The sequence below is a fragment of the Qipengyuania sphaerica genome (genome assembly GCF_019711595.1).
Lineage (GTDB): Bacteria > Pseudomonadota > Alphaproteobacteria > Sphingomonadales > Sphingomonadaceae > Qipengyuania > Qipengyuania sphaerica.
On the sequence record NZ_JAIGNR010000001.1, the window covers coordinates 382,486 to 407,915 of the forward strand.

Below are 25,430 nucleotides of genomic sequence, written 5' to 3' on the forward strand. Positions count from 1 at the left end.
GGAGATTATCTGATGCGCAAGAACATGGGATCGCTCGACAAGACGATCCGTCTTATCTCGGCAGCGGTACTGGTCATGCTTGCCCTGACAGGAACGCTGACGGGCACACTCGCCATCGCAGCCTATGCGATTGCGGCAATTTTCGTGGTGACAAGCCTCGTTTCGGTATGCCCGGCCTACCTGCCGTTCGGCATCAGCACCTGCAGGAAAGCTTAGAAAACCGGCATTTGCGCTAGCCGACGATCGCCTCCGCCTCGATCTCGACCAGCCAATCGCTGCGGCATAGCCAGCTTGCGCCGACCATCGTTGCGGCCGGCGATGCTTCGCCGAAAAAGCGGGCGTGGACTTCGCCAACAGCTTCCTGGTCGTCGAAGTCGGTCAGGAACATGCGTGTACGGACGACATCCCCTGCCGTGCCGCCGAGCTGTTCGATGGCGCGCAGGATAAGCGTGCAGCACCGTTCGGCCTGTTCGGCGGCACCGCCAGGTGTGGAGGAACCGTCATCCTCGACCGGCCCGGTGCCTGCCACGATAATCCGGTCGCCGACGCGCACCGCGCGGGCAAAGCCGAACTTCGCTTCGAAGGGCGATCCGGTGAAGGCGTGCTTGCGGTCGCTCATCCGCAATAGATGCGGGTGATGATGCCGTTCGCGTCGTAGATCACGTTCACCCGGTCCTTGCGGTAGTCCATCGTGAAAACGCTGTCCGGCCCGCCCCAGCGCAGCTTGCGGGATTTGCTCATGTCGAGAATGCCGCGCCCGATCGAGCTGCTCGCCTTGCGGCCGATGAACTGCTGCGCCTCGGTGGCAGTGCAGCTGGCGGGGGGCGCGTCGGCTGCATCGAGGCCGCCGGTCGGCAGTGAACCGGCCATGCAGGCGCTCGCTGCGAGGGCAAGCGGGAGGATCGTGACGCGCATCATGCCGGACACTTGGTGTAGGTCAGAGGTTCGGCAAGCGCTTCCTCGCCGAATTCGCTGCGGGTGATCGTGGTGCCGTCTTCCGACAAGGTAAGCTCCATATCGCGGTTCCATTCCTGGCCTTCGCCGCTGAAGGCATAGGTCGCGCGGAACGAGCCGGGATCGCTCTGGGAAACCGTATCCACCACGCCGCGCGATTCATAGAACTGTATGCCCTCGGCGTCGATGTTGACGAGACCCTTCGCGTCGCCGCGATCGGATGTGCAGTCTTCTGGCACGAGGCCCCAGCGCCCATGCAGTGCGGGCGGGATATCGCCGTCGACCATTTCGGGCGGTCCGGCGCCGTCGCCGATCCCGCCGTCGGGTTCGACCGGGATGGCGGTTTCTTCGGTGTCGGGCCTGTCTTCGATCGGTTCGGCGCAGGCGGCGAGCGCAAGCGCCAGCGAAGAAAAGGCGAGGGCGGAGCGGAAGGGGTGATGAATGGTCATGCTCCCCCAACGCTCCGCCCCGCAGCTTTATCCCGATCCTCGCCGCTTACGGCGCTTCGTCGGCCTGGACTTCCTCGACCGGCGCGGCGTCTTCTTCGGCCACCGTCTCGACCACGGCTTCGGTGATGCCCGGATAGTCCATCCGCGTCATCGTCGTGCCCGAGCACATATAGGTCGCGCCATTGTGTATCTCGCCATCGACCAGTCGCTCGGCCAGATCGGGGCGGACCGAGGCGAGCGCCTCGCTCGCGACGGCGAAATCTCGGGCATAGCCCATGCCGGTGATTTTCTCGCCGTCGGGCTGCTTGGCGCCCATGAACGGGATAAGGTCGGTGAGATAGGTGATCTTCCCGGCTTCGACATGGCAAGTCGGCGCGCCGAAGCAATAGGTCGCCATGGGCACGGCCTTGCCGACCGAATCCGCGCTCAAGACATAATCGCCGGCAGTGAGCCGAACGATCTGCATCTCGTAGGGCGCCTTTCGATCCTTGCTGTTTATGCTTTCCCAATAGGTCGTGAAGTCGCCCATCTTCTTCCACTTGCGCGGCTGGTAGTGGAGATCGCCGTTTTCGGCGTCGTAACGCGCTACATCGAGCGAGCCGGAGCGGCCCATGCTGCCTTCGTCATTGCGGCGGAAGACCACCATGATCGCTCCTTCGCCCTCTTCGAGCTGAACGGGGTCGCTGGGCGATACTTTCTTGCCGAGGTAGAGCGTGGGCGTGCCTGCCGGCGCACCGGTCATGCTGGCTTTGGTGCCCGATACCGGCTCGAAGCTGTCGAGCGTGGTAATCTCGCCTTCGACTTCCTCGGCGCCGACGATGGTGTTGAAGAAGGCATCGCGCTCCTCGTCGGTCATCGCGGCGATTGCGTCCTGCCGGGCCTGCGGCGGTTCGACAAGGCGCCAGCCGCGGATCATCAGGCAGCTGCGGCGATTGGCGCGGCGCTGCTGGCCCTCGACGATGGCAGCGCCGATCAGGCCGCCGATCCCGCCACCCACCGCGCCTGCCAGCGGCGAGATCGCGGGATTGTACATCGCCGGATTGTAGACCGTTGTAGTGCCGGCGGGATTGCGCGAACCGCGCGCGATCAGCCGGCATTCCTGCCAGTCGCTGTCATAGTCGGCGCGGGTTGCACCCGGCTTGTTGTAGAACCGGCTGTCCTTCAAGTCGCGCGCGGCGTCCTTGGCGATTTCTTCCGGTGTATCGTCCACTTCCTGGACGGGCTGGGCCATGGCGGCAGTGGACGTGGCTGCAAGCAGCGCAGCAGTAATAAACGACCTCATCTGGATTACCCCCTTGAATTGAATCCGTCGGGCAGCGAATTATTGAACAATCCGCTGCCCGACAATCTCCAATGAAGGGGATTTCCTGATTTATCCCATGGTGGGGATGACGAAGGCGTTCGAGCCATCGCCGCCGCCGTCGGGCCAGCGCTGGGTGACCTTCTTCGTCTTGGTCCAGAAGCGCAGGCCTTCCATGCCGTACTGGTCGATATCGCCGAAGCCCGAGCGCTTCCAGCCGCCGAAGCTGTGATAGCTGACCGGCACCGGGATCGGCACGTTGATGCCGACCATGCCGACATTCACGCGGCTGGCGAATTCGCGCGCTGCGTGGCCGTTGCGGGTGAAGATGGCGACGCCATTGCCGTATTGGTGCTCGCTCGGCAGCTTCACCGCTTCCTCGAAATCCTTGGCGCGCACGATCTGGAGCACGGGGCCGAAGATTTCTTCCTTGTAGCTGTCCATGTCGGTGGTGACGCGGTCGAGCAGCGTGGGGCCGACGAAGAAGCCGTCCTCGTAGCCCTGCAGCGTAAAGCCGCGGCCGTCGATGACGACTTCGGCGCCTTCCTTCTCTGCCGTGTCGATCCAGCCTTCGACGCGTGCCTTGTGTTCGGGCGTGACGACCGGGCCGTAATGCGCGTCCTTGTCGGTCGAGACGCCGACGCGCAGCGCGTTGATGGCGGGGATGAGCTTGTCGCGCAGGCGGTTCGCGGTGTCCTCGCCCACGGGGACGACAACTGGCAGCGCCATGCAGCGCTCGCCTGCCGAGCCGAATGCAGCCCCGGCAAGGTCGTTAACGACCTGGTCGAGGTCGGCGTCGGGCATGACGATGCCGTGGTTCTTCGCTCCGCCGAAGGCCTGCACGCGCTTCGCATTCGCGCTCCCTCGCGAGTAGATATACTGAGCGATGTCCGAGGAGCCGACGAAGCTGATCGCCGGAATGTCGGGATGGTCGAGGATCGCGTCGACCATTTCCTTGTCGCCGTGGACCACCTGCAAGAGGCCCTCGGGCGCGCCCGCTTCGAGGAACAGCTCGGCGAGGCGCACCGGCACGCTCGGATCGCGCTCGGAAGGCTTGAGGATGAAGGCATTGCCTGCCGCAATCGCCATGCCGAACATCCACATCGGGATCATGGCCGGGAAGTTGAACGGCGTGATCCCTGCGCCGATGCCGAGCGGCTGGCGCATCGAATAGACATCGATGCCGGGGCCGGCGCCCTGCGTAAACTCGCCCTTCAACGCCTGCGGGATGCCGCAGGCAAACTCGATGACTTCGAGCCCGCGTTGAACGTCGCCATGCGCGTCGTCGACGACCTTGCCGTGTTCGCTCGACAGCAGTTCGGCGAGTTCCTGCTTGTGCTTTTCGACCAGCTCCTTGAACGCAAACATGATCCGCGCGCGCTTCTGCGGATTGGTCGCCGCCCATTCGGGCTGGACCTTTTTGGCTGCATCGACTGCGCGCTGGAGCAGCGCGGCATCGCCAAGTGCGACTTCGGCCTGAACCTCGCCCGTCGACGGGTTCCAGATCTTGTGAGTGCGATTGCTGGTGCCACCGGCGCCGCCGGCGATGAAATGGTCTACCTGACGCATGGGAGTTTCCTCTCTTTCCTTGCCAACGGCCTTGGCAAGCACAGGGTCCGAAATCAACCGGTTTCAGATGAAACCTTGTCGCGCCGCGACGTTCACCCGACGCGGCGCACAAAGCTCGACATCGAGGATCTCACCAGATCCGCACGCGGTCCTCGGGTGGAAGGTAGAGGTCGTCGTCCGGCGTCACCGCGAAGGCGCGATACCAATCGTCCAAGGCGCCTTAGATCGTTGCCAGGGCGTTGAAAGCAATTGACCGCCTGCGCGCGGCGCGGCTATTTCGCGCCCCACCGGCGGGTGTAGCTCAATGGTAGAGCAGCAGCTTCCCAAGCTGACGACGAGGGTTCGATTCCCTTCACCCGCTCCAAATCGCTGGGAGCGATTTGGAGGTTTTTTGCGCTACCGCCCTGCGCGCTACTTGAGCGCAGTGTTCCGAGGTCTATAGTCGCAACCTCAGAGCGCGAGGACACGATGAAAATCTTCACCGATCACCCCAATTCCGTCGGCGAAACTTATGGCGAGCATTTCCTCGTCGCCACCGGGGTCGGCGCGAAGATGGTCGGGGCGGGGCTTGCCTGCTTCGTCCACGCCGTGTTCCCCTTCTGGTGCAAGTCGACCGGAAGCAAGACCATCCTCGGCTTGCACAAGCGCATCATCCACGGGCGCGAAAAATTCGACGGCAAGGCTTCCAAGGGCCATCAGAAGGACTGGTGTATCTAGTCAGCTGCGGCTGAGGTTGCCGACTTTCCTCAGGTGATATTCAGAGCTGCCGAGCAAGGCATCGTTGGCGAGGATGCGCTTGTGGAGGTGGCTGACAGCCAGTTCGTCGGTCATGCCCACGCCGCCATGCGTCTGGATCGCGGCTTCGCCCACTTCGCGGCCCAGCTTGCCGGTCTGGCCCTTGAGGATGGCCATGTCGCGCTCGGTCGCATGGCCCGCTTCCATCAGCGCTGCGGTGTAGAGCAGCGTTGCGCGTGCCTTGGTGTAAGCGATCTTCATGTCCGCAAGCCGGTGCGCGACCGCCTGGAAAGTGGCGATGGGGACACCGAACTGCTTGCGGGTTGAGGCATATTCGGCGGTGCGGGACAGCAACTCGCCCATCGCGCCGACGCTCTCGGCACATAGCGCCAGGATCGCGGTGTCGAGGGCCTTTCGCAGAGCATCCTCGATATCGTTGGCGAGCAGGTCATCCTTCTCGACCTGGACTCCGGAAAACCGGATGTTCGCCGCGCGGCGGCCGTCGATCGTCTGGTAACCTTTGATGGTAATCCCGTCGCTGTCCGGCGAGAGGGAGAACAGCGCCAGCCGGTCTTCCAGCCGGTCTTCCAGCCGCGCGACCACCAGCAGCAGGTCGGCATCCCCGCCTGCGAGAACCATCCGCTTTTCGCCGTCGAGCATGAAGCGCTCGCCATCGCGGTGCGCGGTCATGGCGATGTGCGAGGGGTCGGCGGTGCCGTGTCCTTCCTCATAGGCGAGGGCGGCGAGTTTGCTGCCCTCCATGATCCCTTCGAGCCGTTCGTCTTCCACGCTCGCCAGCAGCGGCGCGGCGAGCAGGGTGGCGATGAAAGGCTCGGCAAGGAGATGCGCGCCGAACGGCTCGGCGACCGCGACGAGGTCCGGCGCCGTCCCGCCGAGGCCCCCCGCATCTTCCGCTACGGGAAGAGCGAGGAGGCCGATCTCGGCGATCTGCTCCCAAATGGCTCGCGACCAGCCCTCGGCGCTGCGAACGATCTTGCTACGTGCATCGAAATCGTAGCTGCGCTGGAGGAATGAGGAGACGCTGTCGCGCAGCATTTGCTGTTCGTCGGTGAAGCTGAAATCCATGTCTCAGGCCCCCCGTCCGGCAGTGCGCGCGATAAGGTCGCGCTGGACTTCGTTCGACCCGGCGTAGATCGTGGTCGCGCGGCTGTTGAGGTAATAGGGCATGGCCACCAGTTCGAGATCGCTCCCCAGCGGCTCGACATTGGCACCGACGCGCAAGGCCTCGTGCTGCAGCGGCAACCCCTCGTTGCCCGTCACTCGCGTCATCATCACACTGATGCGCTGGGTGAGCACGGAATTCATCGTCTTGTTCATCGAGGGCCAGGACGGATCGTTCGCCATCGGATGCCCGCTCACACCCAGCTTCTCGAACGCCTCATAGCTGGCGATATCGGCTTCCAGTTCGCCGAGGTCGCGCAGGAACACCGGGTCCTCGGCCAGGCTGGTCCCGAAGCCGCTGGGCGTATCCTTCGCTGCCTCGCGGATGCGCTCGATCCCGCGGTGCAGTGTCGGGCTTTGCGCGCCGCCGCCGCGTTCGTGCTTGAGCAGGTGCTTGGCCACCGTCCAACCGTCGTTCTCCTCGCCCACGCGGCCCGATTGCGGCACGCGGACATCCTCGAAAAAGACCTCGCATTGCTCGGGAAAGCCGTCGAGACCGACAATCGGGCGGATGGTCATGCCGGGATAATCCACCCGGTCGAGCAGGAGGAAAGTGATGCCCTGCTGTTTCTTGCCCGTATTGTCGGTGCGCACGAGCATGAACATGCGGTTGGCGTGGTGCGCGTAGGTGGTCCAGATCTTGGAGCCGTTGATGATGTAATCGTCGCCGTCCTTGTCCGCGCGGCAGCTCAAGGAAGCGAGGTCGGAGCCGGAGTTGGGCTCTGAATAGCCCTGAGCCCAGAAATCCTCGCCCTTGAGGATCGGCGGGAGATATTTCGCCTTCTGCTCCTCGGTCCCGATATCGATCAGCAACGGCCCGACCATGCCGAGGCTTTGCGGCAGCAGCGGCGGCAGATCGCGGCGACGGTATTCCTCGGCAAAGATATAGCGCTGCTCGACCGTCCAGCCGGTGCCGCCATGCTCCTTCGGCCAGGAGGGCGCGGCCCAGCCTTTCTCGTAGAGGATCTTGTGCCAGGCCATGACCTGCTCGAAGGGCGCGAAGACGCTGGTGAGCTTGCGCCCCGCCTCGCGGATTTCGGGCGTCGGCGCGGTGTCGAGGAAATCGCAGACCTCCGCGCGAAACGCCTCGAGTTCGGGGCTGAAATCGATTTCCATGTCTGTCCTCTCCTCACCCTATTTGGGCGGCATCCTGATTGCCCCGTCGAGCCGGAACTGGTGGCCGTTGATATAGCTGTTGCGGGCAATCTCGCAGATCAGCGAGGCGAATTCTTCCGGTTCGCCGAGGCGCTTGGGGAAGGGGACGCTGGCATTTAGCTGGTCCCACATCTGCGGGTTGCGATCCTTCATTCCGAGCATCAGCGGCGTGGCAAAGATGCCGGGCATGACCGAGTTCACCCGGATGCCGAGGTCCATCAGGTCGCGCGCCATGGGCAGGACGAGGCCGTTCACGCCGGCCTTGCAGCTGCCGTAGATGACCTGCCCGATCTGCCCGTCCTGCGCAGCGACACTTGCGGTTAGCGTGATGCAGCCGCGCTCACCGTCCACGTTCAGCGGCTCGCTGTTCGCCATGCCGAGCGCCGAATGGCTGGCGATACGGTAGGAGGAAACGAGGATCCCTTCTGCGCCGAAGGCATAATCTTCCGTCGAGAGGCGCTTGTAGCCGCCCTTTTCCTTGTCCCAGCCCAGGGTCTTGCCGCGGCGGCTGGTCATGGCGCAGTGGACCGTGACCCGCTCCTGCCCGTGCGCGGTGCGCGCCTTTTCGAAACCGTCGACCACCGATTGCTCGTCGGTGATGTCGACCATTGCGAATGTGCCGCCGATGGCGCTTGCATGCGCTTCGCCTGCCTCTTCGTTGACGTCGAAGATCGTCACCTTGAGGCCGAGGTCGGCCAGTGCCTTCGCGCTTGCCTTGCCGAGGCCGCTCGCCCCGCCGGTCACCACCGCCGCCATGCCTTGGGTCAGCTGCATCCACTCTCTCCCACTGTCATTTGCCCGTCGCACTGCTATCGCATGGGAAGCCAGAGAGCCAATGGAGAGTCGCATGACCGCAGAGATGCACCGCCGCCAGTTCCTGTCCGCTACCGCCACCGCATTCGGCGCGCTGAGTTTGAGCGGCTGCATGACGCCGCAGTCCGATTGGCCCAAGCTGGCAGGTTACGGGCCTCTCATCCCCGACCCCGACGGACTGCTCGACCTTCCCGAAGGCTTTTCCTACCGGCTGCTTTCGAGCCTCGGCGACGCGATGAGCGATGGCGGCACAGTGCCCGACAAGGCGGACGGCATGGGCTGCCTGCAGTTGCCGAATGGCGAAATCGCACTCATTCGCAATCATGAACTGGTACCGGGCGATGGGGCTGGTGCCACGCTCGCCTCGGGATATGACAAGGCGGCCGGGCAGATGGTCCTGCCCGGCGGCACCACGACGATCGTGCTCGATGCCGCCACGCTCGAAAAGAAGCGCGAGTTCCGGTCCCTAGCGGGAACGATCCGCAACTGTTCGGGCGGGATAACCCCATGGGGCAGCTGGCTTACGTGTGAGGAATTCGTCTCCGAGCCGCAGCATATCGCGCCCGACAAGCTCGCTCGCGATCATGGCTGGACCTTCGAAGTGCCTGCAAGCGCCACCGGGCAGGTCAATCCCGAGCCGCTGAAGGCTATGGGCCGCTTCAATCACGAGGCAGCTTGCGTCGATCCCGAAACAGGCATCGTCTACCAGACCGAGGACCGGAACGACTCGGTATTTTACCGCTTCATTCCCAAAGTTCCGGGCGATCTGGCCAAGGGCGGGAAGCTGGAGGCGATGCGGATCGTCGGCATGCCCGACACGCGCAACTGGGAAGCGGCCTCGATGCAAGTCGGCACGCGCTATCCGGTCGAGTGGATACCGATGGACGATGTCGAGGCGCCTCAAGACGATCTGCGCAAGCGTGCGGCCGCACAGGGCGGCTCGCTGATCGCTCGCGGCGAAGGGCTGCACATGGGTGAGGACGAACTCTTCATTTGCTCGACAAGCGGCGGCGCGGCGAAGCTGGGGCAGGTTTTCAAGTTCATCCCGGGAAGGAGCGGTGCGGCAGACAGGATCGAGCTGTTTTTCGAAAGTGAAAACCGATCGCAGTTCAATTATGGCGACAATCTTACCGTCGGCCCCAACGGACACCTGATCGTCTGCGAAGACCAATACACTCCGGTGGTGGACAACCGCCTGATCGGCATCACACCGGCTGGCGAGCCCTATGCCTTCGGCCGCCTGCGGATGCAGACCGAACTGGCGGGAGGGTGCTTCTCGCCCGACGGCAAGTGGTTCTTCGTCAACGCCTATGCTCCTACGCGAACGGTGGCGATCACGGGACCATGGGTCGCGTGAGGTTCATCGACTGAGGCGATTACTGGAACCGCCAGTATTCGGGAAACCTGCATCTCCGGCGTCCGTTGTCAGGACAAAGGAGAATTCAGATGGCCGAACTCGGCAACAATGCGAAATCGGGTCTCGTTACCGCGCTCAACGGCGCGCTGGCGGACACGATGGCGCTCTATTTCAAGACCAAGAACTTCCACTGGCACGTCGCCGGTCCGCGTTTTCGCGACCTGCACCTGCTGTTCGACGAACAGGCCGCGCAATTGATCGCGACCGTCGACGATATCGGCGAACGCGTGCGCAAGAACGACGAATACACGCTCACCTCGATCGGCACGATTGCCGCGGAGACGAAGATCGCGGATCAGGATGACGTAACCCTTACCGCCGATGCGATGGTCGCCGAGCTGCGCGACGACAACCGCAAGCTGAAAGATCGCCTCGAAACCGTGAAGGAAGAGGCCGAAAGCGTGGGCGACAACGCCACTAGCGGGATCGTCGACGACTGGATCGACCAGTGCGAAGAGCGCATCTGGTTCCTCAACCAGACGAGCAAGTGACCGCGCTCGCATAGCAATTCACCCGTCTGCGGCTTGGCCGCAGGCGGGTTTGCTGTATCGGAGGATGCATGGCTGACGTGAACATCATCGAAAATGCAGGCGATGCGCAGATCGCGCAGTGGCTGGAAACGAAACTCGGCGCAGCACTGGATGCGCGCGAGGGCCCAGTAACGATTACCGTGCCGGGCGGCTCCACGCCGTTCCCGATCATCGCGAAACTGCTCGAAGCCGACCTCGACTGGTCGCGGCTGGTGGTCTGGCCGGGTGACGACCGGATCGTCCCCGAAGATCACGAGGCGTCGAATACCGGCAAGCTGCGCGCGCTGTTCGAACCTGCAGGTGCCGAGGTCGTGACGCTGACGATCATGGAGCAGGTCCCGCATTTCGACCTCGCCTGGCTCGGAATGGGTGCGGACGGGCATATCGCCTCGCTTTTTCCAAATACCGATCCCAAGCTCGACGAAGAGCGCCGGATCATCCGGCTGACCCCCGACCCTTTGCCGCCCGAAGCACCTTTCGACCGCATCAGCCTGACCCTGCCTGCGCTGCTCGACAGCGAAGAGATCGCCTTCGTCATTCGGGGAGACGACAAGCGGGCGGTGTTCGAGGATGCTGTTGGGGGGAAGAGCGATTTACCGGTTGCGAGGCTGCTTTCGGGCGCTAAACAGCCGGTTACATGCTTCACCTGATCCCTGCTCCCCTTCACCGGTTCGCACTCAAGATCGCCTATCGCCTGCGCAACCGGCTGCGTTCGGCAACCGGCAAGGCACGCGACGGGGTGACGGTCATCGGCCGCGATTTCGACGGGCAGGTATTGCTGGTCCGGCACAGCTATGGCCCGCAGGACTGGTTCTTCCCCGGCGGCGGCATCGCCAATGGCGAAAGCCCCGAAGACGCCGCGAGGCGCGAGTTGATGGAAGAGACCGCCTGCGAAATCGAAGGCATGAAGCTGGTCGGCGTGATCGAGGAAACGGTTTCGGGCGCGCTCCACAAGGGGCACGTTTTCGAAGGCGTCGTCCACGACATGCCCGAGGCAGATGGCCGCGAGGTTATCGAAGCGCGGTTCTTCCCCACGCATTCGCTGCCCGAACCGCTCAGCCGCTACACGCGCGAACACCTCAGGATGTGGCAGGCGCGCAAGAGCTAGAGCAGCGAAAGCTGAGCGTCGGGGCGTTTGGGTTCTTCCGGCCCGTCGTGTTCCAGTTTCGACAATGTCAGTCCCATCAGCCTGATCGGCATGGGCAGCGGCAGGACCTCCTCCAGCAGCTCGCGTGAAATCCGTTCGAATTCCGCCCGTTCGGTGATGGGTCTGTCGACCGTCTTTGCGCGGCTGAAGATCTGGAAATCGGTGTATTTCATCTTGAGCGTCACCGTGCGCCCCTTGGCCTCGGCGCGAAGGATATAGCCCCAGACAATATCGATGATGTCCTCCAGCGTCTCGCGCAGCTCGCTGCCCGAGGAGAGGTCGCGGCTGAAGGTCCGCTCGCCGCCCACAGACTTGCGGATGCGGCTCGAGCGGACTGGACGCAAATCGATGCCCCGTGCCGCGCGGTAGAGGTAATCGGCAAAGCTGCCGAAGTGGGCGCGCAGCCACTCAATGTCCTTTGCTGCCAGGTCCGCACCCGTCTGGATGCCGAGCCGGTCCATCTTCTCCGCGCCCTTTGGTCCGACACCGTGGAACCGCCGGACCGGGAGCGACTGGACGAATTCGGCACCTTGTCCCGGGCGTATAACGCACAGCCCATCTGGCTTGTTCTGGTCGCTCGCCAGCTTGGCGAGGAACTTGTTGTAGCTCACCCCCGCGCTGGCGGTCAGCTTCGTCTTGGCCCGGATTTCCTGCCGGATCAGCTCGGCGATACGCGTCGCGCTGCCGATGCCGAGCTTGTCCTCGGTCACATCGAGGTAGGCCTCGTCGAGGCTCAACGGCTCGACCAGGTCGGTGTGGTGGCGGAAAATCGCGCGGATTTGCTGGCTCACCTCGCGGTAGACGTCGAAGCGCGACTTGCAGAAGATGAGGTCGGGGCAGAGGCGCTTGGCGGTGACGCTCGGCATGGCGCTGCGCACGCCGAACTTGCGCGCCTCGTAGCTGGCGGCGGCCACCACCCCGCGCCCGCTCGATCCGCCCACGGCCACGGGCTTGCCCTGCAATTCCGGGTTGTCGCGCTGTTCGACGCTGGCAAAAAAAGCGTCCATGTCGACATGGATGATCTTGCGGAGGCCGACTGCCTCCCCATCGTCATCCTTTTCGTCCTCGGCCATGATCAGGCGATAAACGCGGGGGCGCGACAAATGAAGCACAGCGCGGGAAAATTTCGAGGGTGAGGACCCGCAATGACTTTCCAGCGTATCAATCCCTCGACAAAGACCTTCCCGCATGATCACGCGCATCTCTTCCAGCGACGGCACAAGTCGTAGCATCGGCCGGGCCGAATTCGTTGCGCTGATGGCGGCGACGATGAGCCTTGGCGCGCTCGCGATCGACGCAATGCTGCCCGCGCTCGACGAGATTGCGGGTTCCTTCGGAGTGACCGAGCCCAACCGGCGGCAACTGGTCGTCGGCATCTACTTGCTGGCGGCAGGGGCGGGCTGCCTTGTCCCAGGTTCATTTGCCGATACCTTTGGCCGCCGCCGCGTGCTGTTCGTGGCCTTCGCCTTCTACGTGGTGACCTCGATCCTGTGCGCCTTCGCGCCGACATACGAGAGCCTCTTGTGGATGCGAGGGATCCAGGGCTTCTGCACGGCGGGCCTCGGCGTACTGCCCGCCGCGATCATCCGCGACCGGTTTGAGGGCGATGCGATGGCGCGGATCATGTCGACCATCTTCATCGTCTTCATGGTCGTGCCCGTGCTCGCGCCCAGCGTAGGGCAGGCAGTGCTCGCCTTCGCCCAGTGGCCATGGGTCTTCGTGGTGATGGCGCTGATCGCCGCGGCGGTTTGGGTCTGGGCATGGTCGCGCCTGCCCGAAACGCTGGCGCGGGAAGACCGCACGCGCCTCGATTTCCGCACGGTGGCGCACAACCTCCCGCTCACGCTGACCACGCGCGAGGCATCGGGATACGTCATCGGCAGCGCGCTCACCTTCGGGGCGCTGTTCGGTTATATCAACAGCGCACAGCAGCTGATCGGCGAGCATTTCGATGCCGACGAGTATTTCCCGATCATCTTCGGCATGACCGCATCGACGCTGGCCGTATCCAGCTTCGCCAATTCGCGCATCGTCGAACGGTTCGGCGCGCGGCGGGTGAGCCATACGGCGCTCGTCACCTTCATCTGCCTTGCCGCAATGCAGGTCTATGCCGCCTTCTTCCAGCCGGGTAACCTCGTATGGTTCGTACCGCTGATGGCGGGCAATTTGTGCCTGCTCGGCTTCATGGGCGCGAACTTCGGTTCGATCGCGATGCAGCCCTTCGAAAAGACCGCAGGGGCGGCGAGTTCGGCGCAGGGTTTCATCCGTATGGGCGGCGCTGCGCTGATCGGCATCGCCATCGGGCAGGCCTATGACGGCACGGCCAAGCCCATCGCGCTGGCGCTGTTCGGCTTCAGCCTGTGCGCGCTGCTGCTGGTGCTGTTCAGCGAGCGCGGCAAGCTGTTCCGCCGTCCGGGCGAGGCGCGCAAGTACCTCGCCATGCACGAGGCGATCTAGGTCTCGCTCTCCAGCTTGCGCCACGCAAGCTGGGCGAACTCACACAGCAGCGGGCGCGTATCACGCGGGTCGATAATATCCTCGACATTGAAGCGCTCGGCGCTGCGGAAGGGGGACGTGACTTTGTCCAGCCGCTCGCGGATCGCGGCGAGTTCGGCTGCCGGGTCTTCGGCAGCTTCGAGTTCGGACTTGTAGGCCACCTCCAGCCCGCCCGCGATGGGCAAGGAACCCCAGTCGCCCGAGGGCCAGCAGAAACGGTACTGATAGGTCTCGGCATTGCTCATCGCGCTGCCGGCGATGCCATAGGCGCGGCGCAGCACGACCGAGGCGAGCGGGACGCTGGCCTTGTAGATCGCGTTCATCGCCTGCACGCCGTAGCGGATCGTGCCCGCCATCTCCGCCTCGCGCCCGATCATGAAGCCGGGATTGTCGACGAGGTGGACGATGGGCAGGCGGAACTGGTCGGCAAGCTTGACGAAGCGTTCGACCTTCTCGCTCGTCTTCGCCTCCCACGAACCGCCGAGATAGGACGGGTCGCTGGCGAGTACCGCCACCGGCCAGCCGTTCAATCGGGCGAGTGCGGTGATACATGCACGGCCCCACATGCGGCCGATCTCGAAGACTGTGCCCTGATCGAGCACCATGTCGAGACAGCGGCGCATTGAATAAACCTGCTTTTCCTCACGCGGGACGAGGTCGAGCAACGCTTCCTCGCGGCGGTCCGCCGGGTCGGAGCATTCGGCGCGGGCTGCGAGCTGGCCGACATGCTCGGGCATGAAGGAGAGGAAATGCCGCGCGCGGGCGAAGGCCTCCGCCTCCGAGCCGACCTCGTCGTCGACCACGCCGTTGCGCGTGTGGATTTCGGAGCCGCCCAGGTCTTCCTTGGCCTGCTGGTGATCGGCCGGTCCCTTGTAGCTTTCGCCAAGTCCATCGACCACGGCGGGTCCGGCGGCGAATATCTGGCTGAGGCCTTTCACCATGATCGAATAATGGCTCGCCACGGTGCGCGCCGCTCCGAGGCCTGCGGTGGGGCCAAGCGCCAGCGCGACCACGGGCACGGTGTCGAGGTTTTTCACCACGTCCGACCAGCCGGGTACGGCGGGAATGTAGGTCGCGCCGATCATCTCGAGCGTCTTGACGCTGCCCCCGCCGCCGGTGCCGTCGATCATGCGGATGAGCGGCAAGCGCAGTTCATGTGCCATCTTTTCGGCTTGCACCATCTTGCGGCTGATCCCCGCATCGGCAGCCCCGCCGCGAATGGTGAAATCGTCTGCCGTGGCGACCACGGGGCGTCCGTTAATTTCCGCCTTGCCGAAGAGGAAGGGGGCAGGGGTAACGTGGCCAAGATTGCCGTCCGCATCATAGTGCCCCTTGCCCGCAATCTTGCCGATCTCGCGGAAGGAGCCGGGATCGACCAGCGCGGCAAGCCTCGCCCGCGCATCCATCTTGCCGCGGCCATGCTGGCGAGCGAGCTTGTCGGGTCCGCCCATGGCTTCGGCGAACTCTTGCCGCTTTCGCAGTTCCTCGAGTTCGCCTTGCCAGCTCACTCTTCGTTAGGCTCCACAACCGCCAGCACCGCCTCGACCTGTACCTGCCCGCCTTCGCTGGCGGAAAGCTCGGTCACGGTGCCGTCGAAGGGTGCGGTGAGCGCGTGTTCCATCTTCATCGCCTCGAGCACCATCAGACGTTGTCCCGCGGTGACTGTGTCGCCCTTGGCCACATCGACCGCGATGACCTTGCCCGGCATGGGGGCGAGGATGGCGCCGTCACCTGCTGCCGCAGCGCCAGTTCCGCGCGACTGGCGTTCGAAAACGAAGCTCTGACCGTCGGCAAACACAACCGCGCGCGCGGGATCGACGAAGCCAGTCGCGTGTGTTTCTGCGGTCTGGTTTGCAGCAGTCACCGTGCGCGTCTGGCCCTTGTGGGTTAGGGTGGCGGACAGAACGCCAGGTGCATTCAGGCGAAGCCCTATCGGAAGGTCCGAATGGTCTTCGGTTTCGGCGAGCGCGATGAAATCTGCAGCGCTCTGCCAGATTTCGTCATCGGCCTCGTCCGAGGAAACAAGGCTGTCGAGCTTTTCCGCGATAAAGCCGGTATCGATTTGCGCTTCCTCGAAATCCTCGTCCTGCAAGCAGTTCGCGATGAAGGCAGCATTGGTTTTCACCGGCCAGATTTCCACGCCCTCTGCGATCCCAGCGAGCTGGTCGATCGCCTCGCCGCGCGTTTCGCCCCAGACGACGAGCTTGGCAACCATGGGGTCGTAGAATGGCGAGATCATGTCGCCTTCCTCGACCCCGGTTTCGATCCGTCCTTCCACGCCAAGATCGAAATGGTCGAGCCGCCCGGTCGAGGGCAGGAAACCGCCCGAGGGGTCTTCGGCATAGAGGCGCGCTTCGATGGAATGTCCGTCTATGAAAAGCTCATCCTGCGTGCAGGGAATCGGCTCGCCGCTAGCCACTCTTAGCTGCCATTCCACCAGGTCCACCCCGGTGATCTCCTCGGTCACCGGGTGTTCGACCTGAAGCCGCGTGTTCATTTCCATGAAGAAAATGCGGTCGGCGCGCAGGCCTTCGCTGGCGTCGGCGATGAATTCGATCGTGCCGGCGCCCTCGTAATCGACGGCCTTGGCGGCGCGCACGGCGGCGGCGCAGATTTCCTCGCGCGTGGCCTCGTCCATGCCGGGGGCGGGGGCTTCCTCGATCACCTTCTGGTGGCGGCGCTGAAGCGAGCAGTCGCGTTCGAACAGGTGGACGACATTGCCGTGGGCATCGCCGAACACCTGAACCTCGATATGGCGGGGCGAGGTGATCCACTTTTCGAGCAGCACCTCGTCGTTGGAGAAGCTGGCCTTGGCCTCGCGCCGGCAGCTTTCGAGCGCGGCTTCGAAGTCCGCCTCCGCATCGACCTTGCGCATCCCCTTGCCGCCGCCCCCTGCGACCGCCTTGATCAGCACGGGGTAGCCGATGGCGTCGGCTTCGGACTTGAGGCGCTCGACCGACTGGTCCTCGCCCTCATAGCCCGGCGTAACGGGTACGCCCGCCTCGCGCATCAGTTTCTTGGCCGCGTCCTTGAGGCCCATCGCCTCGATGCTGGAAGGCTTGGGGCCGACCCAGATCAACCCCGCGTCGATCACCGCCTGCGCGAAGCCCGCGTTTTCCGAGAGGAAGCCGTAGCCGGGGTGGATGGCCTCAGCGCCGGTTTCCCTGGCCGCCGCGATAATTTTCTCGCCCACGAGGTAGCTCTCGGCAGCAGGCGAGGGACCGATATGAACCGCCTCGTCAGCCGAGCGAACATGGAGCGCCTTGGCATCGGCATCGGAATAGACCGCCACCGTGGCGATCCCCATTTCGCGCGCGGTTCGGATGATGCGACAGGCGATTTCGCCACGATTGGCGATGAGGAGTTTCGAAATCATACGAATGCGCTAGCCGCGAGACGGCAGCGCTTCAAGCTACCAGCCTGCAACAGGGCGGAAATCGTGGCGCGACCAGATGATCGGCTCGACCGGTCCGCTGGGCCTGTTCCACACGGCCTGGAAGAAAGCCGTGGTGACATGCCACATCTTCTCTGCAGCGTTGACGCGGGTGCGCGTGTCCCAGGCCTTCTGGCCGCGATTGAGGACCTTGCGCCCGATCGCGCCATAGATGTTCGCCGCCGACAGTACCGCCCAGCGCGAACGGAAGCGCAGGCGCTTGGCGCCCAGACGCGCGGCATCCTCGTGCTTCTGCATAAGGCCTATCATACGCGGCATGACCCCTGCGAGGATGAAGCGGTTTTCCGGTTTCGCGTGTTCGCCCGGGGTCAGGCCCGCCTCCGCCAGCCAGTCGGCAGGAATGTAGACACGCCCTGCAGCAGCATCTTCCACCACGTCGCGGCTGATATTGGCGATCTGGAAGGCAAGGCCAAGGTCATTCGCCCGGTCGAGCGTTTCGCCATCGTCGTCATGCACGCCCATGATCTTGGCCATCATGATGCCGACTGCTCCCGCGACATGGTAGGAATAGCGCAGCATGTCGGTCTCGTTCTTGGGCGCAAAACCGGTCGCATCCATGGCGAAGCCGCCGATGACATCGTTGCACATCTCGTAGGTCAGCCCGCATTCGGAAGCGACCATGCCGAGCGCATCGAAGGCGAAATCCGCCGTCGGCTGCCCCTCCAGCGCGCGGCGGGTGAGGACGCGGATCGCCTGGATCCGGTCTTCGGCTTCCTTGGGCGTGCCCTGGTTGCCGAGCGGGCCGCCCTTGTCCTGATTGTCGGCAATGTCGTCGCAGCGGCGGCACCATGCATAGAGCAGCCAGCTGCGCTCGCGCGTGGCCTTGTCGAACAGCTTGGAGGCCGCCGAAAAGCTGTGCGAACCGACTTCGATGGATTCCAGTGCCTTGGCAACGAGTGTCGCACGCTCGCGCCCGCCGCCCGCGCGGGCCGGTGTCGGGCGCAGGTTCTGCGTGGTCAGGGGGCGCTGCGTCGTCAGAGGTCGGATGCCTTCATCTTGAAGATCGGAGTGTGCGGGACATAGGTTTCCATCTTGTCCAGCAACGCACTTAACGTCTCTTCGGCCAGAATTATCCCCTGGTGCGCGGGGCGCACGAAACCGACATCGGCCATGTGGCGGTTGAAGGCGATGAGGTGGTCGTAGAAGCCGAAAGCATTGAGAAGGCCGACCGGATTCTGGTGATAGCCCAGCTGCGCCCAGCTGACCGCTTCCCACAGCTCGTCCATCGTGCCCACGCCGCCGGGAATGGTGACGAACCCGTCCGACAGGTCGGTAAAGCGCTGCTTGCGCTCGTGCATGCCCGAAACGGTGTAGAGCTCGGTGCAGTCGTGATTGGCGACTTCGCTATTGGCGAGTGCATCGGGAATGATCCCGATAACTTCGCCGCCCTTGTCGAGCGCGCCAGCGGCGACCGCGCCCATGAGGCCGAGACGACCGCCGCCATAGACGACCCCGATTCCGCGCTCAGCCAGGCTTGCACCCACTTCGCGCGCCAGTTCAAGATAACGCGGGTCCTCCGGGGAGGCCGAACCGCAATAGACTGCCAGTCGCTTCACGGCATCACCTCCTGCCCGCACAGATAGCCGGATATGCTGCGCAAGTAATAGCTGCGGGCGGCGAAATCGCGCTCGGGAATGACGAGGGAGCTTTCCGCCACCGTTTCGCCGCTCGACGTTTGAATTGAAAGGACCTCCTTCGTCGCATGCTGCGGCTCGCAGCGCGCGGTCCATCTTTCGCGGCGAATGGCCCAGCGATCGTCGGTCGTCTCGAAGACCTCGACGAACACTCCGGTGCGCGCCGGATTGCCATTCATCTCGCCTTCGCCGCGCGAGGCTGGGTCGAAATAGACACGTTCGCCAGCCGGCATTTCGACAGGCTCGAGGCCAGCAGGCACCGGCGCTTCTTCACGCGCCGCCGTTTCACCGCATCCTGCAATAACGAATGCCGCCAACGCGACAGCAAATCCGAACTTCACAAAACCAAATCCTCTACCATCAATCCTGCAGTCGCCTTGGCGCTGCCGACGACGCCGGGGATGCCCGCGCCGGGGTGCGTCCCTGCACCGACGAGGTAGAAATTGTCCAGCACGTCGTCGCGATTGTGCCCGCGGAAGAAGGCGCTTTGGGTGAGCAGAGGCTCGAGGCTGAAGGCGCTGCCCTTATGCGCGTTCAAATCCATCGCGAAATCGCGCGGGGCATAATGGAACTTGGTCACGATCCGCTCTGACAGGCCGGGGATCAGGCGCCGCTCGACCTCTTCGAGGATGCGCTGTTCGAGCACGGGGCCCATCTGCTCCCAGTCGACCGACAGCTTGCCCATGTGCGCGACCGGTACCAAGGCGTAGAATGTGCTCATCCCTTCCGGCGCGACACTGGGATCGGTCACGCTGGGGTGGTGCAGGTAGATCGAGAAATCCTGCGGCAGCACGCCGTGATCGTAGATGTCCTCGAGCAGTTCCTTGTAGCGCGGCCCGAACAGGATCATGTGATGCGGGATGCCGGGCCAGGTGCCCTCGATCCCGAAATGGACCACGAACAGGCTGGGCGAGAAGCTCTTGCGTGAGAGCGACTTCGAATAGCTCTCACCGCGCTTGGTGCCTGCGAGCAGGTCCTTGTAACTGTGCATGATGTCGGCATTGCTGGCGACAGCGTCGAAGCGCTGTTTGAAGCCTGAGTGGGTCTCCACCTCGCTTGCCTTGTTGCCGAGCGTGTGGATGCGAGTGACCGGATCGTGCAGGCGCACCGTGCCGCCGATCCGCTCGAAATGTTTCACCATCGCTGCGATCAGGCGGTTGGTGCCTCCCTTAGCCCACCACACGCCGCCATCCTTTTCGAGCTTGTGGATCAGCGCGTAAATGCTCGACGTCTTCATCGGGTTGCCGCCGACGAGCAGCGTGTGGAAGCTCAAGGCCTCGCGCAGTTTCTCGTTCTCGACATAGCTCGAGACCATCGAATAGACGCTGCGCCAGGCCTGCTTCTTGGCCAGCGCGGGCGCGGCCTTCATCATCGACTTGAAATCGAGGAAGGGAACGTGGCCAAGCTTCACGTAGCCTTCCTCGTAAACGCCTTCGGAATATTCGAGGAAGCGCTGGTAGCCTGCCACATCGCCCGGATTGAGCTCTGCGATTTCGCGGAAGAGCTGCTCCTCGTCGTTCGAATAATCGAAGTTGGTGCCGTCGGGCCAGTTGAGCCGGTAGAAGGGCATCACCGGCACGATCTCGATGTCCTCGGCCATGTCGTGGCCGGTCAGCGCCCATAGCTCGCGCAGGCAATCGGGATCGGTGATGACGGTGGGACCGGCATCGAAAGTGAAGCCGTCACGCTCCCAGAAATAGGCGCGGCCACCCGGCTTGTCGCGCGCCTCGATTACCGTGGTGGCAATGCCGGCCGATTGCAGCCGGATGGCCAGGGCAAGGCCGCCGAAGCCCGATCCGATGACACAGGCCGTCCTGCCGGTCGGCTCGGGAATGGTCGGTGTTTCGGGAAGATCGGCGGGAACCGGCGGGTACGTCGTTTCGGCGTTCATGGGTTGGTTCCTTGGACCAGTGGGGCGCCCTTGCCAAGCAAAGCCTTGACGGCGCGTCCCACAGCTACGGGCGGCTTGCCGGTAAGGATGCGCAACTTGTCGAGCGGAGTGGATCGTGCGGCATAAAACCGTTCGATCAAGGGTTCGGGAAGGCGGTAGAAGCGTTCGAAAATCCGGTAGCGTTCGCTGGGCTCGGCAGCGTCGAAAAGCATTTTGCCCAGCATCCGGTAATAGGCGGTTCGGCGCCAGTGCATTTCGGCACGGCCTTCGAGAAACTCCGGCAGCGATTCCAAATTGTCAGACGCCTGCGCGGCGATTGCCAGCGCGTTCTCGACCGCGATGGGGAGGGTGTAGCTGGTCAGCGGATGGACGAAGCCGCCGCGCGCGCCGGACAAGGCCACACCTTTTGTAGCAAGCGAGGCGCGATAGGCGGCGAAATCGCCCCCGGTGATGACGGGCAGGACGCCTGTTTCCTCGTGGACGAGCTGGCCCTCCCAGCCTTGCGCTGCGGCGTAGTGCGCAATGCGGCCGCGCAGGAGTTTTTCGTCGAGCACCGGGCTGTTGGCGTAGTAAGTATCTTCGATAAAAACTTCATCAGGGCCGAGCGGCAGGACATAGACGAAGCGATAGGCCCCCGGCTGGTCGACGGTCGCATCCATGATGATTGGTCGATCTATCCCGTGCGGCTTTTCGCTCCGCAGCTGCTGGCCGAGGAAGATCTGCCAGCCACCGGTCAGGTGCTCGCTCGGTCCGGCATCGCGGCAATCGATGACCAAGCGTGCCTTCACCCGTTTGCCGCCTTCGAGCGTAACGCCTTGCGCATCCAGCCCCATCACCTTCGATCCGGTGCGGATGGCCTCCTGCGGCAGGAGGCGACGTAGCGCAGCGTCAAAGCTGCGGCTGTCGAGCGAGCGGTAATCGCTCGACAGGCGGCGTGTATGCGACGGGAAACGCACCTCGTTGCCGCCCGGCCACTGGGCCTTTTCGAACGGTTCCATCAGCGCGGTCCCGGCCTCGTCGAGATCGCCTTCGAACCAGCTCCAGCGATGATTGCCACCGAAGCTCTGGCCTGCCTCGAACAGGCCGATCGGGAGCATCGGGCATGCCCGGTTGATCGCCAGCGCGGTCAGCCCTCCGGCAAGCCCCCCGCCGACGATGGCGATATCGATTTTCTCAGCCTGCATCGGCATGCGGCTTAAGGGCAGGGTGCATTGCGGGCAACGTCCTTTCGTTTTGTGCAGGAACGAGGAACCCGCCAATCCGTTGCTGGCGAAAGACAAATTGAGGGAAATCCGAATGATCCGTTTCGCGCACGTTGCTGCAATTGCCCTGTCCTGTGCCGCTTTCCCGGCACTTGCGCAGGAAGTCGATGCGGAGGACCCGCTACCCGCCGGGCCGCCGGAAACCGTGTTCGATGGCGACTTCCTCAGCGTTGGCATCGGCGTTGGCTACAACGCCAGTTATTCGGGCAGCGACGATTATGGCGTGAACATACTGCCGATCGTCCAGGCGAGCGTTGGGGGCATCAAGATCAACCCGCGCCCGGCCGGGATTGCGGTGGACCTCGTTCCCGATCCCGATGAAGGCGTGGCCATATCCGCAGGTCCGCTCATCCGCCTGCGGAACGACCGGACCGATGTCGAAGATATCAGGGACGATGTTGTCGCGGCCTACGGCGAGCTCGACCGCGCGGTCGAATTGGGTGGCAGCGTCGGTCTGAGCTTTCCCAAGCTGCTCCATCCCTTCGACAGTCTCAGCGTCAATCTGGACGCGGCCTGGGATGTCGCAGGCGCGCATGGCGGCATGTACTGGAGCCCGAGCGTGACCTATTTCACGCCCTTCAGCCGCGCCACGGCAGCCTCGCTCTCCTTCAGCACCACCTTCATCGACGACAAGTTCGCCGATTATTACTACTCGGTCCCGCCAGCAAACGCGCTGCTGCCCGATCCCGATGTCCTGCCCGGTTTCCAGGCCGAGGGCGGAATGCAGAGCTACGGTGTGAACCTGCTCCTCGCGCACGATCTTTCGGGCGATGTGACCGACGGCGGCTTCTCGCTGGTCGGTATCGGAGGCTGGTCCAAGCTGGTGAACGATGCTGCGGATACGCCTTTCACAAGCATCCGCGGCAATAACGACCAGTATTTCATCGCGTTGGGCGTCGGCTACACTTTCTAGCGGATAGTTTCGCGCGGCGGCTTGCCGTCGGCTGAAGCCCGCCCCAATCAGGCGGCATGTCTGCACGCAAGCTCAGTCCGCACCGCAAGGCCTTTGTCGCCGCCCTCGCAATCGTGGCGGTGACGCTGGCGATCCTGTTCGCGATGGGCCGCCCGCCGATCTGCACCTGCGGCTATGTGGCGCTGTGGTATGGCGACATCAACGCCTCGGGCAACAGCCAGCACCTGTCGGACTGGTACACGCCGAGCCACATCATCCACGGCATGATCTTCTATGCGCTCGGCTGGCTGCTGTTTTCCAAGCTGGGCATCGGCGGGAAGTCGGCGGGGAAGTACTCCTTCACTCTCGCCGTCTTTATCGAGGCCGCCTGGGAAATCCTCGAGAATACTTCCTGGATCATCGACCGTTATCGCTCGGTCACGGTCAATTGGGGCTATTCGGGCGACAGCATCATCAATTCCATGGCTGACATCGGCTGGATGAGCTTCGGCTTCTGGCTCGCCCTGAAGCTGCCCGTTCGGGTGACGGTTGTGCTGGCAATAATCATGGAAGTGGTCGCCGCATGGGTGGTGCGGGACAATCTCACGCTCAACGTGATCATGCTCCTCTACCCCTTCGAATTCATCCGCGAATGGCAGGCGCTGGGCTGAGCCTAGCCGCGCAGGGTCGTGCGCTCGTCATCAAGGGCGATTTCCTTGCCCGCCGAGATCGGTAGCAGTTTCCGGTCGCCGACATCGATCGCGTAAATCAAGTCGTCATCACCGAGCCACGCCTTCGCGCTCGCCGTCGCTCCGCTCGTGCGATGATCTTTTGCGAGGCTCCTTGTATCGACGGTCAGTCGCCATTTTCGGGTTTTCGTCACGAAAACTATTTGAGCCACATCCTCTTCCTCGCCCTGCAGCCCTTCGACGATGATCTCTCCCTTGCGGTCTCGACCACCGGCGTAGGCGCGTCGGCGCTGGATGCGCAGCCAGAGGTGATGCAAGCCGGCCAGGATGACGAGCAGCCCGAAAACGACCAGAATGACCGACATCGCCGTCGGAATGTCGTTAGTGTCCGGGAACACGCGCAAGCCTGCAGCGATTATCGCGCAGCCGGCCACGATGAAAAGTATCGCCCGCAAGTTTTCCTCCCTGTCTCCCTGCCTGCTATCCCATAGCACCGATAACCCTTTCAAACAGCTTGCCGGAAACGGCGCTTGCCGCTTGAGGGTCAAAAAGGCATCACGCATCTCCGTCAAAGGGGAGAGACCGCATGCGCACACTCATAATCGGGCTGGTTGCCGGGCTGATGGCTTCCACTGCCGCTGCCGAAACCACCGTCATCCATGCCGATGGCGTCATTACCGATGCCGATGCAAAGCCCATGGGCCGCGCGACGGTTACCGTCACCGATGGCCGGATCGTCAGCATCGAGGAAGGCTGGTCGGCGGTCCCCGAAGGCGCGAGCATGGTGCATCTCGAAGGCAAGACGCTGGTGCCCGGCCTGATCGACCTGCACACGCATCTCTCCGGCGATCCGAGCGGCGAGTTCTGGCGCACCGCCACCACCCCACCCGAATGGAAGGTTATCGAGGGGGTCAAGAATGCGCGGCTCACTGCGCTCGCCGGTTTTACCACCGTGCGCGATGTTGGCTCGCGGACCGACCAGGTCATGCAATCGCTCCGCCGGGCGACCGAAATCGGCATGGTGCCGGGCCCCCGGATCATCACTTCGGGCCGCACGATATCGATCGTCGGCGGGCATGGCGATTACGGCAACGGCTTCCGCAAGGAACTCGACCCGGTCCTGACGACCGGCTTCAACTGCACCGGCGAGGTCGAGTGCGCGGAAAAGGTTCGCCTCGCCTCGAAATATGGTGCTGACCTGATCAAGATCACCGCGACCGGCGGTGTGCTCAGCCAGCAGGGACGCGGCCTCGAAGCGCATTTCTCCGATGCAGAGATGCGAAGCATCGTCACCACGGCGGAATCGCTCGGCTTGAAGGTCGCGGCCCATGCGCACGGCGCGCGCGGCATCGAGGCGGCGGCCCGTGCGGGTGTCCACACGATCGAACACGGCACCTATCTCGACGAGCGTGCAGCCAGGGCCATGCGCGAGAACGGCACGACGCTGATCCCGACCCTGATGGCATTCGAAGGCATCAAGAAGAACCTCGGCACGGGCTATTATACTCCTGTCGTCGAGGGGAAGATCCGCGCCGTCAGCGAATATGCCAGCACGATCGTCGAACGCGCCCGTCGCTGGGGCGTGAACGTGGCCTTCGGCACTGATGCGGGCGTATTCCCGCATGGCGAGAACGCAGGTGAATTCGCGCTCCTCAAAGCCAATGGCATGAGCGACCGCGATGCGCTTGCCAGCGCCACGACCGGCGCCGCAAAGATCATCGGCATGGAAGGAGAGATCGGCCGGATTGCACCGGGCTATTCGGCCGACATCATCGCGGTCGACGGCAATCCGCTGGAAGATGCGACCGTGCTGGAAGATGTCGACTGGGTGATGATCCGCGGCCGCGTGATCGAATAGGCT

Annotated in this window: 27 protein-coding genes and 1 tRNA gene; 11 read left to right on the plus strand and 17 right to left on the minus strand. The window is 63.6% G+C overall.

The window, feature by feature from the left end; translation table 11 throughout:
- The first annotated feature begins 12 nt into the window (after nt 1-12).
- Nucleotides 13-216: a YgaP family membrane protein gene (locus K3178_RS02020; protein ID WP_221569718.1), complete on the plus strand. Its 204-nt coding sequence runs from the start codon at nt 13-15 to the stop codon at nt 214-216.
- 16 nt (nt 217-232) lie between these two features.
- On the opposite strand, the gene K3178_RS02025 is transcribed toward K3178_RS02020, so the two are convergent.
- From K3178_RS02025 to K3178_RS02045, 5 genes are all read right to left on the minus strand, one after another.
- Nucleotides 233-619, minus strand: a complete 387-nt coding sequence (locus K3178_RS02025) for a RidA family protein (RefSeq protein ID WP_221569719.1) — start codon at nt 617-619, stop codon at nt 233-235.
- Entirely contained in the window at nt 616-918 is a 303-nt protein-coding gene (locus tag K3178_RS02030; RefSeq protein WP_247713479.1) for an I78 family peptidase inhibitor, read from the minus strand. The genes K3178_RS02025 and K3178_RS02030 overlap by 4 nt, the downstream gene beginning before the upstream one ends.
- The gene (locus tag K3178_RS02035; protein WP_221569720.1) at nt 915-1,403 is read right to left on the minus strand and encodes a hypothetical protein; all 489 of its coding nucleotides are present in this window, start codon (nt 1,401-1,403) and stop codon (nt 915-917) included. Before K3178_RS02035 ends, K3178_RS02030 begins: the two co-directional genes overlap by 4 nt.
- A 46-nt stretch (nt 1,404-1,449) precedes the next feature.
- Entirely contained in the window at nt 1,450-2,685 is a 1,236-nt protein-coding gene (locus K3178_RS02040; protein ID WP_221569721.1) for a hypothetical protein, read from the minus strand.
- Between the two features lie 90 nt (nt 2,686-2,775).
- Complete coding sequence (locus tag K3178_RS02045) at nt 2,776-4,272, minus strand: CoA-acylating methylmalonate-semialdehyde dehydrogenase (protein ID WP_221569722.1); 1,497 nt, start codon at nt 4,270-4,272, stop codon at nt 2,776-2,778.
- 290 nt (nt 4,273-4,562) lie between these two features.
- Between K3178_RS02045 and K3178_RS02050 the strand changes: the two genes are divergently transcribed.
- Nucleotides 4,563-4,636: transfer RNA gene (locus K3178_RS02050), tRNA-Gly, on the plus strand.
- Between the two features lie 104 nt (nt 4,637-4,740).
- Nucleotides 4,741-4,989 (plus strand): DUF6356 family protein, encoded by a 249-nt coding sequence (locus K3178_RS02055; protein ID WP_221569723.1) that lies wholly within the window; start codon nt 4,741-4,743, stop codon nt 4,987-4,989.
- Here K3178_RS02055 and K3178_RS02060 read toward each other — a convergent pair whose 3' ends face one another.
- The 3 genes from K3178_RS02060 to K3178_RS02070 are packed head-to-tail and all read right to left on the minus strand — an operon-like array spanning nt 4,990 to nt 8,118.
- Entirely contained in the window at nt 4,990-6,093 is a 1,104-nt protein-coding gene (locus tag K3178_RS02060; RefSeq protein ID WP_221569724.1) for an acyl-CoA dehydrogenase family protein, read from the minus strand. It lies immediately after the preceding gene.
- Between the two features lie 3 nt (nt 6,094-6,096).
- Nucleotides 6,097-7,305, minus strand: a complete 1,209-nt coding sequence (locus tag K3178_RS02065; RefSeq protein WP_221569725.1) for an acyl-CoA dehydrogenase family protein — start codon at nt 7,303-7,305, stop codon at nt 6,097-6,099.
- A gap of 18 nt (nt 7,306-7,323) precedes the next feature.
- Entirely contained in the window at nt 7,324-8,118 is a 795-nt protein-coding gene (locus tag K3178_RS02070) for an SDR family oxidoreductase (protein ID WP_221569726.1), read from the minus strand.
- Between the two features lie 73 nt (nt 8,119-8,191).
- Here K3178_RS02070 and K3178_RS02075 point away from each other — a divergent pair, with 73 nt between their 5' ends.
- From K3178_RS02075 to K3178_RS02090, 4 genes are all read left to right on the plus strand, one after another.
- Nucleotides 8,192-9,514 (plus strand): alkaline phosphatase PhoX, encoded by a 1,323-nt coding sequence (locus K3178_RS02075; RefSeq protein ID WP_221569727.1) that lies wholly within the window; start codon nt 8,192-8,194, stop codon nt 9,512-9,514.
- 89 nt (nt 9,515-9,603) lie between these two features.
- Nucleotides 9,604-10,065 carry a Dps family protein gene (locus K3178_RS02080; RefSeq protein ID WP_221569728.1) on the plus strand — a complete coding sequence of 154 codons (462 nt, stop codon included), beginning with the start codon at nt 9,604-9,606 and terminating at the stop codon, nt 10,063-10,065.
- A 68-nt stretch (nt 10,066-10,133) separates the two neighbouring features.
- Nucleotides 10,134-10,754: a 6-phosphogluconolactonase gene (locus K3178_RS02085; RefSeq protein ID WP_221569729.1), complete on the plus strand. Its 621-nt coding sequence runs from the start codon at nt 10,134-10,136 to the stop codon at nt 10,752-10,754.
- A complete protein-coding gene (locus tag K3178_RS02090) occupies nt 10,742-11,212 on the plus strand; it encodes an NUDIX domain-containing protein (protein ID WP_221569730.1) in 471 nt (156 codons plus the stop codon). Before K3178_RS02085 ends, K3178_RS02090 begins: the two co-directional genes overlap by 13 nt.
- Here K3178_RS02090 and dinB read toward each other — a convergent pair.
- Nucleotides 11,209-12,324 carry a DNA polymerase IV gene (gene dinB, locus K3178_RS02095; RefSeq protein ID WP_221569731.1) on the minus strand — a complete coding sequence of 372 codons (1,116 nt, stop codon included), beginning with the start codon at nt 12,322-12,324 and terminating at the stop codon, nt 11,209-11,211. The two genes, K3178_RS02090 and dinB, sit on opposite strands and share 4 nt — an antisense overlap.
- A 115-nt stretch (nt 12,325-12,439) precedes the next feature.
- On the opposite strand from dinB, the gene K3178_RS02100 reads away from it, so the two are divergent.
- The gene (locus K3178_RS02100) at nt 12,440-13,708 is read left to right on the plus strand and encodes a multidrug effflux MFS transporter (protein ID WP_221569732.1); all 1,269 of its coding nucleotides are present in this window, start codon (nt 12,440-12,442) and stop codon (nt 13,706-13,708) included.
- Here the strand turns inward: K3178_RS02100 and K3178_RS02105 are convergent.
- From K3178_RS02105 to crtY, 7 genes are read right to left on the minus strand one after another with little or no spacing between them, the layout of a single operon-like run.
- Nucleotides 13,705-15,255 (minus strand): acyl-CoA carboxylase subunit beta, encoded by a 1,551-nt coding sequence (locus K3178_RS02105; RefSeq protein ID WP_221569733.1) that lies wholly within the window; start codon nt 15,253-15,255, stop codon nt 13,705-13,707. The two genes, K3178_RS02100 and K3178_RS02105, sit on opposite strands and share 4 nt — an antisense overlap.
- Entirely contained in the window at nt 15,252-17,123 is a 1,872-nt protein-coding gene (locus K3178_RS02110) for an acetyl/propionyl/methylcrotonyl-CoA carboxylase subunit alpha (RefSeq protein WP_221569734.1), read from the minus strand. The genes K3178_RS02105 and K3178_RS02110 overlap by 4 nt, the downstream gene beginning before the upstream one ends.
- Before the next feature lie 36 nt (nt 17,124-17,159).
- Nucleotides 17,160-18,188, minus strand: coding sequence for a phytoene/squalene synthase family protein (locus tag K3178_RS02115; protein WP_345719866.1), 1,029 nt, complete (start codon nt 18,186-18,188; stop codon nt 17,160-17,162).
- Nucleotides 18,176-18,757, minus strand: a complete 582-nt coding sequence (locus K3178_RS02120) for an LOG family protein (RefSeq protein ID WP_221569735.1) — start codon at nt 18,755-18,757, stop codon at nt 18,176-18,178. The genes K3178_RS02115 and K3178_RS02120 overlap by 13 nt, the downstream gene beginning before the upstream one ends.
- Nucleotides 18,754-19,176, minus strand: coding sequence for a hypothetical protein (locus tag K3178_RS02125; RefSeq protein WP_221569736.1), 423 nt, complete (start codon nt 19,174-19,176; stop codon nt 18,754-18,756). The genes K3178_RS02120 and K3178_RS02125 overlap by 4 nt, the downstream gene beginning before the upstream one ends.
- Nucleotides 19,173-20,726 (minus strand): phytoene desaturase, encoded by a 1,554-nt coding sequence (locus tag K3178_RS02130; protein WP_247713480.1) that lies wholly within the window; start codon nt 20,724-20,726, stop codon nt 19,173-19,175. Before K3178_RS02130 ends, K3178_RS02125 begins: the two co-directional genes overlap by 4 nt.
- The gene (crtY, locus tag K3178_RS02135) at nt 20,723-21,910 is read right to left on the minus strand and encodes a lycopene beta-cyclase CrtY (RefSeq protein WP_221569737.1); all 1,188 of its coding nucleotides are present in this window, start codon (nt 21,908-21,910) and stop codon (nt 20,723-20,725) included. The genes K3178_RS02130 and crtY overlap by 4 nt, the downstream gene beginning before the upstream one ends.
- A gap of 112 nt (nt 21,911-22,022) precedes the next feature.
- On the opposite strand from crtY, the gene K3178_RS02140 reads away from it, so the two are divergent.
- Nucleotides 22,023-22,901, plus strand: coding sequence for a MipA/OmpV family protein (locus K3178_RS02140; protein ID WP_247713481.1), 879 nt, complete (start codon nt 22,023-22,025; stop codon nt 22,899-22,901).
- Between the two features lie 56 nt (nt 22,902-22,957).
- Nucleotides 22,958-23,551 (plus strand): DUF2585 domain-containing protein, encoded by a 594-nt coding sequence (locus tag K3178_RS02145; protein ID WP_221569739.1) that lies wholly within the window; start codon nt 22,958-22,960, stop codon nt 23,549-23,551.
- A gap of 2 nt (nt 23,552-23,553) precedes the next feature.
- Here the strand turns inward: K3178_RS02145 and K3178_RS02150 are convergent, their stop codons facing one another.
- A complete protein-coding gene (locus K3178_RS02150; protein WP_221569740.1) occupies nt 23,554-24,141 on the minus strand; it encodes a DUF308 domain-containing protein in 588 nt (195 codons plus the stop codon).
- 14 nt (nt 24,142-24,155) lie between these two features.
- On the opposite strand from K3178_RS02150, the gene K3178_RS02155 reads away from it, so the two are divergent.
- Nucleotides 24,156-25,427, plus strand: coding sequence for a metal-dependent hydrolase family protein (locus tag K3178_RS02155; protein WP_221569741.1), 1,272 nt, complete (start codon nt 24,156-24,158; stop codon nt 25,425-25,427).
- Nucleotides 25,428-25,430: the final 3 nt, after the last annotated feature.